The sequence below is a fragment of the Cytobacillus sp. IB215316 genome, from assembly GCF_033963865.1.
GTDB lineage: Bacteria > Bacillota > Bacilli > Bacillales > SM2101 > Nanhaiella > Nanhaiella sioensis.
Genome location: NZ_JAXBMC010000003.1, coordinates 119942 through 135691, shown reverse-complemented (window position 1 = coordinate 135691; position 15750 = coordinate 119942). Strand labels below are relative to the sequence as shown.

Annotated in this window: 13 protein-coding genes and 1 pseudogene; 4 read left to right on the top strand and 10 right to left on the bottom strand. The window is 32.5% G+C overall.

Annotated elements, in window-relative coordinates; translation table 11 throughout:
- Window positions 1-127 precede the first annotated feature (127 nt).
- Together SLH48_RS07690 and SLH48_RS07685 are read right to left on the bottom strand one after the other, a co-directional pair.
- Window positions 128-1024, bottom strand: a complete 897-nt coding sequence (locus SLH48_RS07690; RefSeq protein WP_320257674.1) for an AraC family transcriptional regulator — start codon at window positions 1022-1024, stop codon at window positions 128-130.
- Window positions 1025-1677: 653 nt separating this feature from the next.
- Entirely contained in the window at window positions 1678-2610 is a 933-nt protein-coding gene (locus SLH48_RS07685; RefSeq protein ID WP_320257673.1) for a serine hydrolase, read from the bottom strand.
- Window positions 2611-3341: 731 nt separating this feature from the next.
- Between SLH48_RS07685 and SLH48_RS07680 the strand changes: the two genes are divergently transcribed.
- Complete coding sequence (locus tag SLH48_RS07680; protein WP_320257672.1) at window positions 3342-3533, top strand: YbxH family protein; 192 nt, start codon at window positions 3342-3344, stop codon at window positions 3531-3533.
- Window positions 3534-3829: 296 nt separating this feature from the next.
- Here the strand turns inward: SLH48_RS07680 and SLH48_RS07675 are convergent, their stop codons facing one another.
- The 6 genes from SLH48_RS07675 to SLH48_RS07650 form a co-directional block, all read right to left on the bottom strand.
- Window positions 3830-4162: a hypothetical protein gene (locus SLH48_RS07675; RefSeq protein WP_320257671.1), complete on the bottom strand. Its 333-nt coding sequence runs from the start codon at window positions 4160-4162 to the stop codon at window positions 3830-3832.
- A gap of 291 nt (window positions 4163-4453) precedes the next feature.
- Entirely contained in the window at window positions 4454-4681 is a 228-nt protein-coding gene (locus SLH48_RS07670) for a hypothetical protein (protein WP_320257670.1), read from the bottom strand.
- Between the two features lie 498 nt (window positions 4682-5179).
- Window positions 5180-6181, bottom strand: coding sequence for a phosphotransferase enzyme family protein (locus SLH48_RS07665; protein WP_320257669.1), 1002 nt, complete (start codon window positions 6179-6181; stop codon window positions 5180-5182).
- 156 nt (window positions 6182-6337) lie between these two features.
- Window positions 6338-6604, bottom strand: coding sequence for a CD3324 family protein (locus SLH48_RS07660; RefSeq protein WP_320211261.1), 267 nt, complete (start codon window positions 6602-6604; stop codon window positions 6338-6340).
- Between the two features lie 729 nt (window positions 6605-7333).
- Window positions 7334-7675: a cupin domain-containing protein gene (locus SLH48_RS07655; protein ID WP_214483656.1), complete on the bottom strand. Its 342-nt coding sequence runs from the start codon at window positions 7673-7675 to the stop codon at window positions 7334-7336.
- Window positions 7676-7941: 266 nt separating this feature from the next.
- Window positions 7942-9177: a hypothetical protein gene (locus SLH48_RS07650; protein WP_320257668.1), complete on the bottom strand. Its 1236-nt coding sequence runs from the start codon at window positions 9175-9177 to the stop codon at window positions 7942-7944.
- Window positions 9178-9466: 289 nt separating this feature from the next.
- On the opposite strand from SLH48_RS07650, the gene SLH48_RS07645 reads away from it, so the two are divergent.
- Both SLH48_RS07645 and SLH48_RS07640 read left to right on the top strand, forming a co-directional pair.
- Entirely contained in the window at window positions 9467-10654 is a 1188-nt protein-coding gene (locus SLH48_RS07645) for an MFS transporter (RefSeq protein ID WP_320257667.1), read from the top strand.
- Window positions 10655-11209: 555 nt separating this feature from the next.
- Window positions 11210-12007 (top strand): alpha/beta hydrolase, encoded by a 798-nt coding sequence (locus tag SLH48_RS07640; RefSeq protein WP_320257666.1) that lies wholly within the window; start codon window positions 11210-11212, stop codon window positions 12005-12007.
- Between the two features lie 832 nt (window positions 12008-12839).
- Here SLH48_RS07640 and SLH48_RS07635 read toward each other — a convergent pair.
- The gene (locus SLH48_RS07635; RefSeq protein WP_320257665.1) at window positions 12840-14177 is read right to left on the bottom strand and encodes an ATP-grasp domain-containing protein; all 1338 of its coding nucleotides are present in this window, start codon (window positions 14175-14177) and stop codon (window positions 12840-12842) included.
- Window positions 14178-14191: 14 nt separating this feature from the next.
- The gene (locus SLH48_RS07630) at window positions 14192-15436 is read right to left on the bottom strand and encodes an MFS transporter (RefSeq protein ID WP_214483646.1); all 1245 of its coding nucleotides are present in this window, start codon (window positions 15434-15436) and stop codon (window positions 14192-14194) included.
- A gap of 203 nt (window positions 15437-15639) precedes the next feature.
- On the opposite strand from SLH48_RS07630, the pseudogene SLH48_RS07625 reads away from it, so the two are divergent.
- Window positions 15640-15732, top strand: a pseudogene (locus SLH48_RS07625) (helix-turn-helix domain-containing protein); the annotation flags it as partial.
- Window positions 15733-15750 lie beyond the last annotated feature (18 nt).

Here is a 15750-nt window from a genome sequence, read left to right as displayed (position 1 = left end):
ACTCCTATTTCCTTTATAACAAAAAACACCAAACATTATTTTATAAGTAGCAATGATCTATTCCACAGATTGAATTCCTATTTAAATAAGACATACTTAGAGTTGTAGTTGAGTATCATTAATTGACTTAAAACGATACCTTTTTTATAGGAACATAAATATTATTTTGTAATAAATTTTGGGAATTTATATTACATCTCTCACTAAACTCGGTAGTACCTGCATGTTCATAACCAGAGTGTGGGAACCATTCTTCATATATTACGCGCCAAGTTTCTTGAATTGATTTACTAAAATCTGCTGGTTTTACTTTTGGTGTAGTAAAAACAGCAAACTCTGTTTCTGGAAATATTCTAGAAGTTTGACCTTCCTCCACTTGATCAAAATCATATACTTCTGCTCCGATTATATATAAAAATTCTCCAGTTTCTATATTAAAATCTGTACAAATGCCTAACTCAACCATTTTGTCACTATGAATACAATTTTTTATCTTCGCACCTAAATTTCGCTCTATATATACCTTCCAAAAATGTGGAATTTCTTTAAAATTCCTTCCATCATCTATCGTCGTTCTTAGCTCATAACCAACCACTTTATATTCAGGTTTTTTATTAATATGAAAATCCATTTCAATTCCACCTAAGTAGGGATTATATCGACGCTGCAGCACATTTGCCTTTGGATATAAATGTGTTTTAATACGTCGTTTTCTATATTCGCTAGGTGTCATTTTAAATAATTTTTTGAAAGAACGTGTAAAGGTTTCATGAGACCTAAATCCATTTTCCAAAGCAACATCAATTACTCGAATATCTGTACAGGAAATTTGATAAGCCGCTTGTACTAACCTCCTTTTTCTAACGTACTCCATTACCGATGCTCCTACCAACGTATGGAATACTCTATGAAAATGATAGATTGAAAAGTTAGCTTTATTGGCTAGTTCTTCAAGTGTTAAGTCATTTTGTAGGTTTAACTCAATATAATCAATCACTTTCTGAATCGAATAATGATATCCCATTGGTAGTTTAACTCTCCTCTCTTGTTTAATTCTATCTCTTTCAGTTTGAGATTTCTTGACGTATTTTGCTTTTGTAGAGTTACGTAAAATTCATTATATGAATCATCTTATACTATTTCATTTTCTGGGATACCTTTCACAATTGAAAACTCATCCAAATGGCAAATACAGTTGAACTATAATCTATAATATTCATCATAGTTATTATGTTCATTCTTAGGCGTATAGAATAATTAGCACAGCTAGCGCTTAGATCACCTATCTACTAGTCCATTCCATTAATGACGTTTCTTTTGTTTGATTACTCAAATTTTCACAAAGGATCTCCAGTAAACTTGTAAAGCCAACTACATAGTTTTATAAAAAATCCCCTTTGTGTGAGATAACAAGGGGATAAATTAATTTTACAATAGATTCAAACAAGCCTTATAAGTTAAAGATCTTTATTAAATCACCAGGTTATGGACTCCGTTAAAAAGCCAGGTTGTTGAATAATATCTTCATGTGATCCAATAGTAAGCTAAGTTTACCTTAGAACTAAGCGATTTATTAATCATTGTTTATCATAATGACATTTGTAGAATGAAGTGCCGTTCTCCGTTGCGTATATAAGTAGTCAGGCATTCATGCAATCTATTTAGACTTCATTTACTTCAAATTTTATTGTCTAACACGATATTACGAATAATTTTCATTGGCTTGAAACTATCATCATACGTCTCACTAGCTATTGTAACTACAAGGTTTTTTGGTGGAGAAATAATTATATATTGCCCTCCAAAACCTAGTGCAAAGTAAAAAGTATTATCATATAAAAATTCTTGTTCCTCGTCTAATTTATTCACCCACCAGTGCATCCCATAATGTCCAATGTAATCATATGTACATAAGTGTGGAGTTGTAGCTTCTTTTATCCACTGTGAGGATACGATTTTCTTTCCATTAAACGTACCATTTTGCAACACTAATAGCCCTATCTTCGACATGTCTTCAATTTTCAAAATAAGTCCGTCAGCACCTTTGTTAATTTTCATTTTATCAGCATACCAATGGTATTGTTGAATTCCTAACGGTTTAAATAAATGTTCATTAGCGAAATCCTCTGTTTTCATCTTTGTTACTTTTTGAATTATTGCTGATAAAACGTGGGAACAACCTGAATTATAGTTCATATGTTTTCCAGGATAGTGTACCATTGGGCGGTCAATTACAAACTTAACAATATCGTCATGATATGTCATTGGAACAAAACAATTCCATTCACCAAACTCTGGGAAATGCAGTCCATCGGACATAGTTAATAGATGATGTATGGTTATGTCCATTTTTCTCTTGTCTTCCTGAGCTTCAAAAAGTTCAGGAAAAAATTGATATACAGGCAAATGTATTGAATCTAAGTATCCTTTATCTAGCGCAATACCCATCAAGATAGATATGACACTTTTTGTACATGAGTTTATTTTATGAAGTTTCTCCTTTTGTTTTTTGTTTTTATAATATTCATATATATTCTTTCCCTCATGAGTAATGTAAACAGCGTTTATTTTCTTCTTCCTCAATTCCTTATTTAATTGATCTCGATTCATTTTCCAAAACTCCTTTACCTTTACAAAGAAATCATTGTGAATGATGTTTTCTTTTTTATTTATGTCTTTGTGTGTACAAAATAAAAAAAGACCAGCTATGGTCTTTTTAGTTATTTCTAGTATTAAAGAGATGTGTTTCACAATACATAATACTAGATCGCAATACTTTAGTTTATTTGTAAACTAAAGTAAATCCATCTTAACAAAAAGCCATAGAGAGCCTCTCTATGGCTTAAACATGCAAAAAAGATAAATACAAAATTTCCGTTAGAGGGCCTTCAAAGTATTTTATTAAATTCGTTGAAGTAAGTTTTATGTTTACCATTTTGAAGAGCCTCCTTATCAATTCTAATAATTTACATGATATTGTATTTTATGGAATTTGTAAACCGATTTTATAGAAAATTCAAATTTTTCTTTATGCTATTCAATGAATTCTCTCCTTTCTTTATTAAAAGAGATAGATCAACCTAATTCCTTTTTCGGTAAGTTAATTTAACAAATTCCAATATATAGACTCATCCATAGAGAAAAGCACCGTATTGCTTTATTTGAAAAACTTACTATTCTAATGTGATCACAGATTTCATCAATTAGTTATTTGTTTTAAAGTTCTAGTTGGCATTTTCGATTAACTAAGAATGGACAGAAAAATTTGAGATTATTAACTTATCATGCGTGCAATAATAAATGCATAGGTTAACTTACATTTAAGGAGCTGGTTATGACATATGGGTGCAATAGACCGGAATGGATATAGATTTGAACCTGAATATAGTTTAATTGAGAAAAATGGAGCAATTCACGTATATAACAAAGGGGAGTTTATTGATGAAGTCAAATTTTCCTTTTCTGGTAAATATCCAGAGCTTGATCAAATTGAACAGCTAGTTGATGAATATTGTGAAGAGCGAGGAATCTGATTACCTTACATTTACCTTACATTCTTTCTTCTACCTTGCGTTTCACTTGCCCAATTCATTAAGAAAAGCGCATTTCTTTCTCTAGAAATGCGCTATGTAGTGGGATCGAATCTCTGGCACTATTACATTATTTAGCTATAAGATTACCGATCAAAGAATTGATTTTATTTTCTCGTTATTTTCGAGCATTACGGTCTATGGTCATTCCTTAATTGGATGTCATATCGGTTTATAATGTAATACATACTATGTACTTGGCACCTGTGTATCCAATCATTAAGAATGGTTACATGACTTTAAAATGCATATTGATACAAACCATAATAAAGAGGAATACTGATTAATACTCCAAAAATACTTTCTATAATTGATAGTTTTTTTATATAACCTGGAGGAAAAACGATTCCTGTTATCCCCCATATTAATGCACATACAAATATTATCATCCAAATAAAAGGAGTTAACATTTGAACATTGTACACATAACCGAATAACCCGATAAAAGTGATAATGTGCATTACTAAATCAAGTTTTTGCCTTTTTGTTTTAAGCTTCTCCACGTATAAAAAAACAATCAATGAAGCTGCTAGAAAGATCAAACAAATTGACCACATTACTGTAGCAAACATACTTTCCTCCATGATATAAATAGTTTGCTCAATCTTATAATATTAAAATTGAATTGTCATTAGTAAATTTTTGGTAGAGAAAGCATATATTAATCTACAAAACAAACGCTTAAAAATGACACAATACTTACTTCTTTGACGGTTGAAGGCTTAACTATAGAAATAATATAGAAGCTAAAATAAATTCATGCTAACTTCTTTAATGGCAAACGCTAATCTCTATTTTAGATTAGCGCCAGATTGTTAGTAAGCATCCATCATATTTCCATACCTAATGTGTTTCTTTTGTAACTAGCTGATGGGTATATAGATTTCCACTTCTTCACCGTTTTCTACAGGATGATAAGTTTCTATTATGTATGAACCTTGTTTATTATGATACCCTTGTTCTTTCGCCCATTTTCCTAATTTAGAATGAAGTTCACCGACTTCCATGATACTCCCTCTCGTTACAACGAATTCATCCTTTACTTCAATATATTCCATGTCTGAAGGAAGTTCTGATATAGAATCCGACACAATAATTCCTACATAATATTCTCCTTCAAGATGGTCATCGCCCTTTTTAGGCTCAAACTTCTGTTAACGAACGAACCCTGCACTTAAACAAACTCCTAATAATAAAAAGAGCACAAATCTTTATTTTAGATTTGCACTATATTGTAGAATATCATTATATTTTTCAAAACATGTCATTTTACCAATGTGATAATCTTCTACCCTATGATAAAGAAATCATTAAACATAATATAAAAACAATACTCGATAAAGGTGTCATTACGTATCTTTCTCTTATACTTCTGAATATTAGCTTTCATACTGTATTTAAATAAACTGTTATTACTCAAAATAAAATATTTGTAGGTAAAAATTAAATATATTCTGCAAGTCAGAATGCTGTAAAAATACAATTCCCATAAAGTGTAGCCGATCCATTTTTTGATTTATATAGGAATTGGTTGTTATAGAAATAACAACCAATCCACTATACAAAGAGATCATTCCTGTATAATGTATTTATAAGTTAATGTTATATTTCTCCAAGAAATCTTTCACTCTAGATATATTTCTTTCTATAAAATTTGTTGGATTTTCACTAACCTCTAATATATAATTCAGGAAACTTACTCTTCTAGCTGTCATAAATAGATCTAGCTCATAGTCAGTTACATCAGGCAAATCACGGATCTTTCTATAACCCTTAAAATATAGTTTTTTCACTTCGTCAAAATTTAGAGATTTATTATACTTGTAGTAATACAACATAATTGATAAATCGTGTATTGGTAAACCAAGCATAGAATCTGCAAAATCAATAATGTGCATTTGTTCATTTTGCACCTTAATATTAGCTGGATTTAGATCACCATGTATTAATTGAATGTCTTTAATATTATTTTTATAGTAAGACGATAATTTATCATTTAAATAAGGGATAATACTGTCCATTATTTGATGGTATTCCTTTGACAAAAATTTCTGAAACTCTTCTTGCTTATATATTGCTTGTTCTCCCTTAAAATAAAACACTTCATCCCACATTTTGGGGGCAAGTTCTGTAGGGACCGAAATCCCGTATGTTGCGTTATGCAAATGAGCAGTTAGCTCACCTAATTGTACAAACCGCTTATCATTTTCATTTCCCTCTAGCTCTTCACCGTCCAACCAACTATATACGGCAACATGTTTCGGTGTAGAAGTATAATCAGATGTAATAATTTGTAATTTCTCACCATCTTTAGCAGGGATCATTTTTGGTGCTGAAATGTGGTTTGTTTTATTTACAATGTCCATAAAAAATATTTCAGTAAGGTTATCTTCAAGAGAGCTATATTCATCTTCAAAAATTTTTAACACATATACGTCACCCAAGCTATCTATAACCTTGTATAGAAAGTTGGTCTCTTCACTCAAAAATTCTAATCGCTTAACTTGTAGATGATATCTTTCTGTCGAAAGTTCTGCTACCTTTTGTAAAGCTTCTTTTCTTGATAATGGGTTACTTTGTTCGTATGCCATACTTTAATACACCCTTTCACATTGCAGCTTTTCTCATGATTCTTACTATTAAGACTAATTGATGATTAACCACAGACATATAGCAAGAATCATTAGTAATCAAGGTCACCATAAAAAACTGAGCATCTATTTTGCTAGATGATCAGTTCTAATTCATTAATTCTTTGTATAAATTATTTTTTTCACAGTTTCAGTTGAAAGGAAATATTGTTCAGCTAATTGATAAACAGTCTTCCCGTTTTTAAAATCATTTTTCATAGAAGTATTTCTTTCATTGATTTTTTGCCTTCCACCAGAACATGTACCCCATTTTTGAAAATTATTCTTCGTCTTAGGGATATATATTGTTTCCCCTTGAACATATTGTTGAAGTTCTTTTAGAAGTTTTTCAGGTAGAATTTTGTTTGCATTTATATAACTCATTTCTGCAGCCCCTTATTCGTAATTACTATAAATAAGGTGCAAAGCCATATATCAGAAATGGAAATACAAAGCAGCAGTGATTTTATTCTTCACTTCATGCGAAGTATTAATTTCTAATACAAGACTTTGCATGAGTAATTTCCAAATTTGCGAACGAAATAATTATCATAATAATGCCCCTTCCCAAGTTAGACTATTATATTATTTTATCAGAATTTTTAAACTTTAAAAACTAGTAATGAACACAATTTAAATTTCCACATTTCCCATAAACTTTTAGGGGGTCAGAAATATGTTAGATGATGCTGACTAGATCTATTTAAACTTTATTAGAACTAACTATATAAGACTAAGAGCGATCAAGTAGATGATATAAACTTTGTGTTTATCGAGGGCTCACCAATAGCATAGCATGATCTCTACCATTCAAATAGTGGGCGGCGTTTAAGGTATTGTCGCCTTTACGCCTGATGGGAAACTTGCTTATGTCGTTGAATTATCTTAAACATAGTGGACAAATTGTCCATTGTGGTTACTACAGTATCTGATTTACGCAATATTGTTCAAAACATACAGAAAGTCGCTATTCAGTATCATTTCTGAATAGCGCCATATAGTATTATGAAGTCAGCCAGTAACTTTTCTAGTTGACCTATTTTTATTAGGTATTATTCTGAATGTAGTCTGGATACCCTTAACCACATTCTTGCGTCAAATTGTTCAATAAATTTAATCTACCAAAAACCTATCACCTTTACTTGATGGTTGGGAAATCAACATAAACTCTACTTCATTATTTGACCTGTTACACATTTGGTGGGGTACCAAAGGAGGAACTTCAATTCCCTCTTGAGGATTTAAGGTTATCTCTTTACCATCTACCTTAATAGTTGCTATTCCTGATAAGACAAAGAAAAATTGGTGTGATTGTTGATGGTAATGATTTGATTCAGATGTATTAGCTGGCATACGTTCATGAATAACACTTAAATTTTGATTTTTCACTAAGTGCCACCCTTCAACGATATCTCCCAATATGTAATGTTCAGCATTGTTTTTGCTTATTTTCATTTTCTGTACCCCCTATCAATAAAAATCTTAGCTTTTCCAGATACATAAATAACTTCAATGTAAAAGATTCGGTTCACTTTCTAAAAATTCCTGCTCTTATTCAAGAAAAAGACGCTTATCTTTTAGATTAGCGCCAGGTTGTTGAATAACATTTTCATGTACTCCAATAGTAAGCTAAGCTTATCTTAGAACTATTCGACTCATTAATCACTATGTTTACTATAAGGTGACGCTAATTCGTTCACCTGTAACTATGGTTTCATTTTTTAGACATTAATAAATTCTTTATGCTTTGCCTCAAGTACTCCTTTTTCTTCCCACTTATCTAAAAATGATTTAAAAATACCTTCTGTATGATGATTAAGTTTTTTGGCAAAATTATACCCATTAATTCCAGCTGATATGTTGTATGTGTCCAATTTTAACGTCTTAACAAAAGCATCAATAGCCTCTTCTTCTCTTTTTAACGTACCTAAACAATGCCCAATCATATACTGGGTGAATATTAACCTTGGAAGACCAACATGTAGAGATTTTTCAAACATTTCTAATGCTTTCTCAACCTGATTAGATGCTAAAAAGACCTCTGCTACCTCATGATACGAAATACTCCAATTCGGATCTAAACTTAGAAGGTTTCGACCTGCTTTTTCAGCTGCCTGTAGATTTTTGGATACATATAAATGCTCCTTTAATTCGGATTCATAAATAGTTTTGATGGCATCTGATTTACGATATTCCTGCCAGCTATTTTTAGGAACAGCTAAATTAGCAAAGTATAAAGATTTTTCCATTTCTTTTCTTGTTTCGTTTATTAGTAAATCCTCTGCTGGAATCATTGCATAAGCACGATAAAATTGCGATAAAGCAATATGCTCTTTAAAATCTCTTCCTTCTCCTAAACTTTCGGCAGTTTTTAAACCATACTCAACAAACCAATTAAAAAGTTTCTCTCCAATGCTCTTAGCCTTTAGCTTCCACACAATCGCATTTGAGCAAACCATCAAAATTTGTGATTCTGGTAATGTGTGTACTTCGAATAATTCCATCATCTTTGTAAATTCTTTTTCATGTTGATTTTGATTTTGTCGATTCTGCAAAATAAATTTTAAAAAATAGTATTGAATTTTATTTTGTACAACTAAATCATCAATATTGATTGAAGAAAAAATAGAAATGGCTAAATCATAGCGCGCTATGTATGTTAAACGGTAGGATAAAATTAATTTTTCTATAGACGATAACGATGACATATTGCTTATATTATCTTTTATATCACGCATAAATCCACTAGTTTCATAGTCTAATTTAAGAATTTTTTCTAAGGGTAACTGTGTTACTCGAGACACCTCAACTAATGTAGAGGGCTCCAATACTTGTCCCAAATGAAAAGGTATTTCATGTTCTATTGTTCTACAAACACCCTGTGTCCAAAGTGAAGATATATTATCAACCTCTTTTAAATGTAGAATAGCTGATAAAAAAGCATTATCATTTTCCATTGTTATTATCCTCCCTTTCCTATTAAACTCTTATCTAATAAAAAAGCGATAGTGAATTCTCAGAGAGAATTCACTATCTTAGTAGCTTATGCAGGGAAAAGTGCAGATAGACGATCAACTACAGGACTCTCAAATGTCATCATGGAAAATCACCCCTTTTATGTAACTTATTAACATTGTAAACCATATTAATTGTTTTGTCAAACAATTACAAAAATATAATTTATTTCTAAAATTGGAAAATTTATACTTTTTTGTGTTATAATTAATTTTGGAGGGTGATTAATTTATGAATAAACTATGGACAAAAGACTTTATCTTTCTTTCTCTTAGTAACCTGTTTATGTTTGGAAGCTTTTATATGCTTTTACCCACATTACCATTATTTATAGTCGATTCTTTACAAGGAGAAGAAAAGCATGTAGGGCTAATTATTGGTCTTTTTTCGGCAGCACAAATCTTTTCGCGACCCTTAACTGGTAGATGGCTTGATTATTACAGTAGAAAACATGTATTCTTGTTGGCTAGGATTTTATTTGCTCTTTGTATGTTCTTCTATTTAGGAATTGCTAGTCTGTTTGTTTTTTTTCTTTTGCGTTTCGTGCATGGTTTTGGTTTTGGAATGGCTACAACTGCTTCAGGAACAATAGCTTCTGATATTATTCCTCAAGAGAGAAGAGCCGAAGGTATGGGATATTATAGTACCTTTGCAAGCATTGCCATGATTGTTGGTCCATTTTTGGGACTAGTATTATTACAGGCTTATGATTTCTATACGATGTTTCTTATTTGTACATTATTATCGATAACGAGTTTTGTATTAGGCTACTTTATCAAAGTTTCTAAGACAGAAAAATCAAAGGAACGGTCGAAAAAGAAATTTAAATTAACTAATTTCTTCGAATACAAAGTAGTTCCGATATCAATTGTATCTGGACTTATGTATGTCCTATATGGTGGAATTGTGTCCTTCATCTCCCTATACGCTAAAGAACGTGGTAATGTTGATTTAGCTGGTTATTTTCTAGGGATTTTATCTATAGCTTTAATTTTTGCACGTCCACTATCGGGAAAAGTATCGGATAAGTATGGTTCCCATCTGGTAGTTTTTCCAGGCTTTATATTAGCTATCATAGGTGTATTACTGTTAAGTCAAACTCAAACTGTCCTCACCTTTAATATATCAGCAGCACTTATAGGGATAAGCTTTGGGTTAATGCTACCTAGTTTGCATGCTACAATGCTTGAGTTAGTTCCCGCTGAAAGACGAGGAACTGCAACAGCTACATACTTTATGGGAAACGACATAGGTATTGCATCTGGATCATTCATTCTTGGTTTTATTGCTAATTATCTTGGATATGCCATGATGTACTTATCATCAACTCTTTTCATAGTACTGAGTTTCATTTCATATCTCACTGTTTTACACAAGAAAAAACTGGAACAAAAACAGGAAACATCATTATCATCATGAAATGTGATTTATATTTTAAATTGTTATTTACCTCTTAGAACGTTACTTTTAAGTAACGTTCTTTTTATTTGGCAAAAGGGAAATACAGGAATACAGTTATGATATCAAAATGAAACGCAGCATGATTTTACCTTGAGCATTATTCAGATGAAATTTGTAGTATATATCCTCCCATTTACACATAGTTTCATGGATAAACATAAATATATTTATGTTTATAGTGAGTTACAATAAGATGACACTCATTAGCTTAAAGCTCCTACTTCCATAAAAAAATGCAGTCTACAACTCTTTAATAATTCATTTCTATAACAATGCAAAAAGGACTGATTTCAGTCCTATGTAACCTAAATTTCTATAATGTTATGGAAAGTATTTTTCCTCTTGTTTATTAAGCTAAAAACTAAAAGGGTGAATAGTAGTAGAACTAAAGCATCTGTAGAAGATAACCACCTCAAAGTTGACCAACGGCTTTCTTAATATAACTTTGTTTCGAATAAAAACTATGTTTTAATAAAATTGAAATCAATCATCAACAATTGAGGTGAAAGAAGCATGGAAAAAATATTTTACGGAACAAACCAAAATCAATTTGGTGAACTACTTCTTCCTGAAGGTGAAGGGCCTCATCCTGTCGCCATTGTTATTCACGGTGGATTCTGGCGAAAACGAGTCACGCTTGAGAGAATGAGAAAGGCTGCTCAGGATTTAACAGCAAGCGGCATCGCTACATGGAACATTGAATACCGTCGCACAGGCCAAGAAGGTGGAGGTTGGCCCGGTACATTAATTGATGCTGCGAATGCGAGTGACTACATACGTACCCTTTCAAAATCTTATCCACTCGACCTGAATAAAGTTGTGACAATCGGTCACTCCGCTGGTGGTCATCTCGCAACCTGGATTGCTGCACGCCATCGTATTGCAAAGGATAGCGAGCTTTTCATCGAAGACCCTATCTCTATTCTCGGTACTGTTAGCCTTGCTGGAGTGAACGACCTTGAAATGATGCATGGTGTGCATCATTATCGTGACAAGGTGCTATCTCGCGAACCAGATAATCCAACAGCTGAATTAATTGGGGGATCGCCAGAGGAATATCCAACGCGTTACAAACATGCTTCTCCTGTTGAACTTCTTCCAATTGGTGTCCACCAGACACTTATTCACGGTGCACTTGATATCCACGTACCGATCGGAATTAGTGATCACTTTCACCGTGAAGCAGAAAGTGCAGGAGATAGTGTAAAATATGTTAACCTTCTTACTGCAGAACATCTCATGTTGACAAATACTACCTCTCCCGCATGGCCAACAGTCAAAGAAGAGGTTCTGTTACTAGTCAACAATTAAGAAATAAGCAACGCTTCTATCCAATTGAGTCACAGTGTATGGTGCCAGTTAGGATATTACATAGTGCAACATTCCAGCAGGTATCATAATGATCTAGTTATCATAAATTCTTCTTTGAGAGCTTAAATTATTTCTATCCATACCCATTTAAAATCCCCTAACACTGATCAACCCTTACGAATTAATCAGTGTTAGGATGGATTTCCAAACTAGTATCGACATAGCATTGAAGCTCATTAATCATTGTGTTTCATTATTTTTCTACCACTTAACTTTTATTAACTCCTGCTAACGCATCATTTGCATTTATTACTACATTTATTGGGATAATGGGCCCTGCAATAACAGGTTTAATATTATTTTTTTTATGGGTAGTTTTTGTACATCTGTAGCTTCGTATCATTATTTTTACAAGGTGGAACCCCAAACTTACTCCTCTTGTTGACTAGTTCCCCTAGCAAAGTATAATTCAAAAGATTTTTTAATTCCTATTAGATTTAGAGATATAATAAAGACCGTAAGTTAGAAAATCTTTCTTACAGACTAACCACCCTACCCAATATTCATTATTTCTCATTTATCACGATACTTTTTGCTTGAACACTTGTTTCCTGTACAGGCATGGAACCAACGCAACACCCCCTTATCTTGTCGATATAGCTTTTTTTGACAATCAAAATTTGATTCTCCTCCCTCTCTGAATATCTATAATAATCCTTTGTCTCTTTTCAAAGAAGATTCCTTGAAAGCAATTTACTCATCGATTGGTTTTCTGAAATTGTTTCTATTTTGAAAAGCTACGAATTTATTTTCTGGAGTAGTCTACCTATTTTTAGTTAATCGACAGTTGTCGTTTTTCTTGTCCTTTTTGATGAGATTGAGATAAAGACCAGTCATGTGTCACATTCCTTGTAAATATCTTTTTAAAAGAAGGTTTCCATTCTGATAAATCCTGATAAACAAACGTTATATTGTTACATATTTTGTCTGCAACTTCGTACATATGATTTATATCATAAGCCGTAAATAATATATAACCTTTACGTTGAGTACTGTCTACAATAGTTGGTATGGTGTCGCCCTCTTTTACTAATAGATCAATTAATACGACCTCGGATATGTTAGCTAATCCTTCATACTTGATTTCTTTTAGGCAACCTGGTTTTGGAATCAAACTTAAAGACATAGCTTGACATTTAGAAGGTACACATCTAAATTCATCAATAGTTTTAGTTGCTAACGCATCATAATAGTATCCAAATTGAGATATGCCAGTTGTTAATTCTACCATTCTCCAAATATTCCCTCCCCCTATTCTGACTTGAGACTCTATGATTATTGGGTTATTTTGTCTGTCTATCTTTACCTCTGTATGAGTAATGCCGTCTTCCAGCTGCATGTCGTCCAAAAATAGCATGACTTTCTCAATGATTAATTTTTTTTGAGATTCATCTATAGGTGCCGGCATAATAGTATAGTTTATTAAAAACGTATCTTCTTTAAATATTTCAGCTGATATAGCCAGTATAGAATGTTTTTTGTTATGAGAAACGGCTTCTACCGTATAAACGACGTCACCTTCAACGTACTCTTCCACTAAAATAGGTAGCTGAATACCGTTATCTTTAATAAATACCTCTACGTCATCTCCCCTGTCTAACTTAGATACCTCTTTACCACCTGCACCACTGGTGGGCTTTATGATAATACTATCTTTTTTGTTCAAAAATTCATCAATATCTTTTATATTATTGCAAACTATCGAATCTATCGAAAAGTCCTTGCCTGCTAAAATTTCACGCATCATGTCTTTATTACGGGTTATCATATTAGCGTTGTAAGATGTACCTTTAACATTAATAATCTTTGCAATTATAGAAGCCGTATCTAAGGCCGTTTCGTTGAAAGATACAACCATATCAAACGGTTTCTCTTTGTACAATTCTTCAGCGTAGTATACACATATGGGTATGTTTGTTGTGTCTATTTCTTTTTTATAGAAACACTTTTCTAAGATCGTTCCATCGAAATATACGTGTTTAGTGTAAGACCCTATATACGAAACAGTAAATCCTCTTTCTAAAGCATCTTGTATAGGCTTAGTCCATCCCCCTACAAATAAAACGTGTGGTGTATTTTCTAGTTCAGTTCCTTTTAATATCTTATACATCATAATCATCTCCTCTAAAGTGAAGTCATATATTCAATGTTGGTTCCTTTTGATACGCCTCGCCTTAACAACACTATTAAACACAATGTTGTTCCGAAGCCCCCTATAAATAACGTAGTTTGAAGTCCAAATATTGAAACTAACAATGCACTAGCAAAACTTCCTAATGCCCAAGCTCCCCAATTAAGCGTACGCTGTACAGCATTCACTCTGCCTAGCATGTGGCTTGGTGAGGCAAGTTGTCGTATGGTTGCAGCGTAAGGGCCAAATACTCCTTCTCCCATACCATGTATGATACTTGCAGCTACTATGCCGATAACGGTTCCCAAATATCCCATGATCGGTATAAAGCACAGACCAATAACTGATACAGTAGCGCTATAAATAAGCACTTTTGTATTATTAAATTGTTGACTTTTTTTCATAAGTATCGTATTGCCTATTAAAAATCCTACCGCTGCTGAACCTACAATAAATCCTATTTCAAGTTCAGATAGACCCATTACCTTATAAAGGAATATTACTAAAATGCTATTTAGTATGTATTTAAAAAAACCGTAAACAGCGCCACAACTTACAATTGGTTCTAACACAGGGTGTTTTTTAAAATATATCAACCCTTCATATATGTTTTTATAAATGGATTTTACATTTACGTTTTTTAAAGAGCCCTCTGTATGCGGTTTAAACCTTGAAATAAATAATACAAATACAAAACAAACAAAATACGTTACTGCGTCAACAGTGAATGAGCCTGTTAATCCAACTAGAGTAATAACAATTCCTGCTAGCATAGGACCAATTACTATAGAAAGAGACTCCGATAGAGCTAGTTGAGCATTTCCTTTTTTCAAGTTATCTTTATCTGTTAATATTTCCGGTAAGAAAGAAGGAATTGCAATATTGTAAAAAGTAGTAAATATGCCGTTTAAAAACATGAGAAACACCAATAAAGGGAACGTCATTATATTTGTTACAGTCAGTATGAAAACTGATAAAAATAAAACGCCTTGGCATATACTACAAATTAGCAAAACCCTTTTTCTGTGAAGGACGTCTATCAAAGCACCAGCTACTAATCCGAAAATTAGGTAGGGGATGAATATAATCCCACGAAGCAAGGCAGCATTCGCCTCACTTGTTTCTAGCACCTCTAATGCAAAAAGTGGCAAAGCTACTAGTGTAAACTGGGTACCTAACAAACTTATAGACTGTCCTAGCCAAAGCTTGTAAAAATTAAAATGTTTGTTATTTTTCATAATACAACCCCGTTAATTCATATTTATCATTTCCCAGTCAGAAGACCCCCACTTCAAACAAAAACAATGCAAAGCGAGTAAAGGTTAAGTGGGGGTTAATTGACCATTGGCGCAAGCCAAAACTCGCTTGTGATATCGAACAATCAACCTATTAATAGATAGGTTAGGTGAAGACAGTGCTCGTCAATAAAACCTTTTAATTTATAATCTATCCAAACAAAGAACAAAAACGATTAATTGCTAAAACTATAGGTTGCAGTCGTTTTGTATACAATCATTTTTTAGCTAAATGGCAGATACATATAAAGATCCTG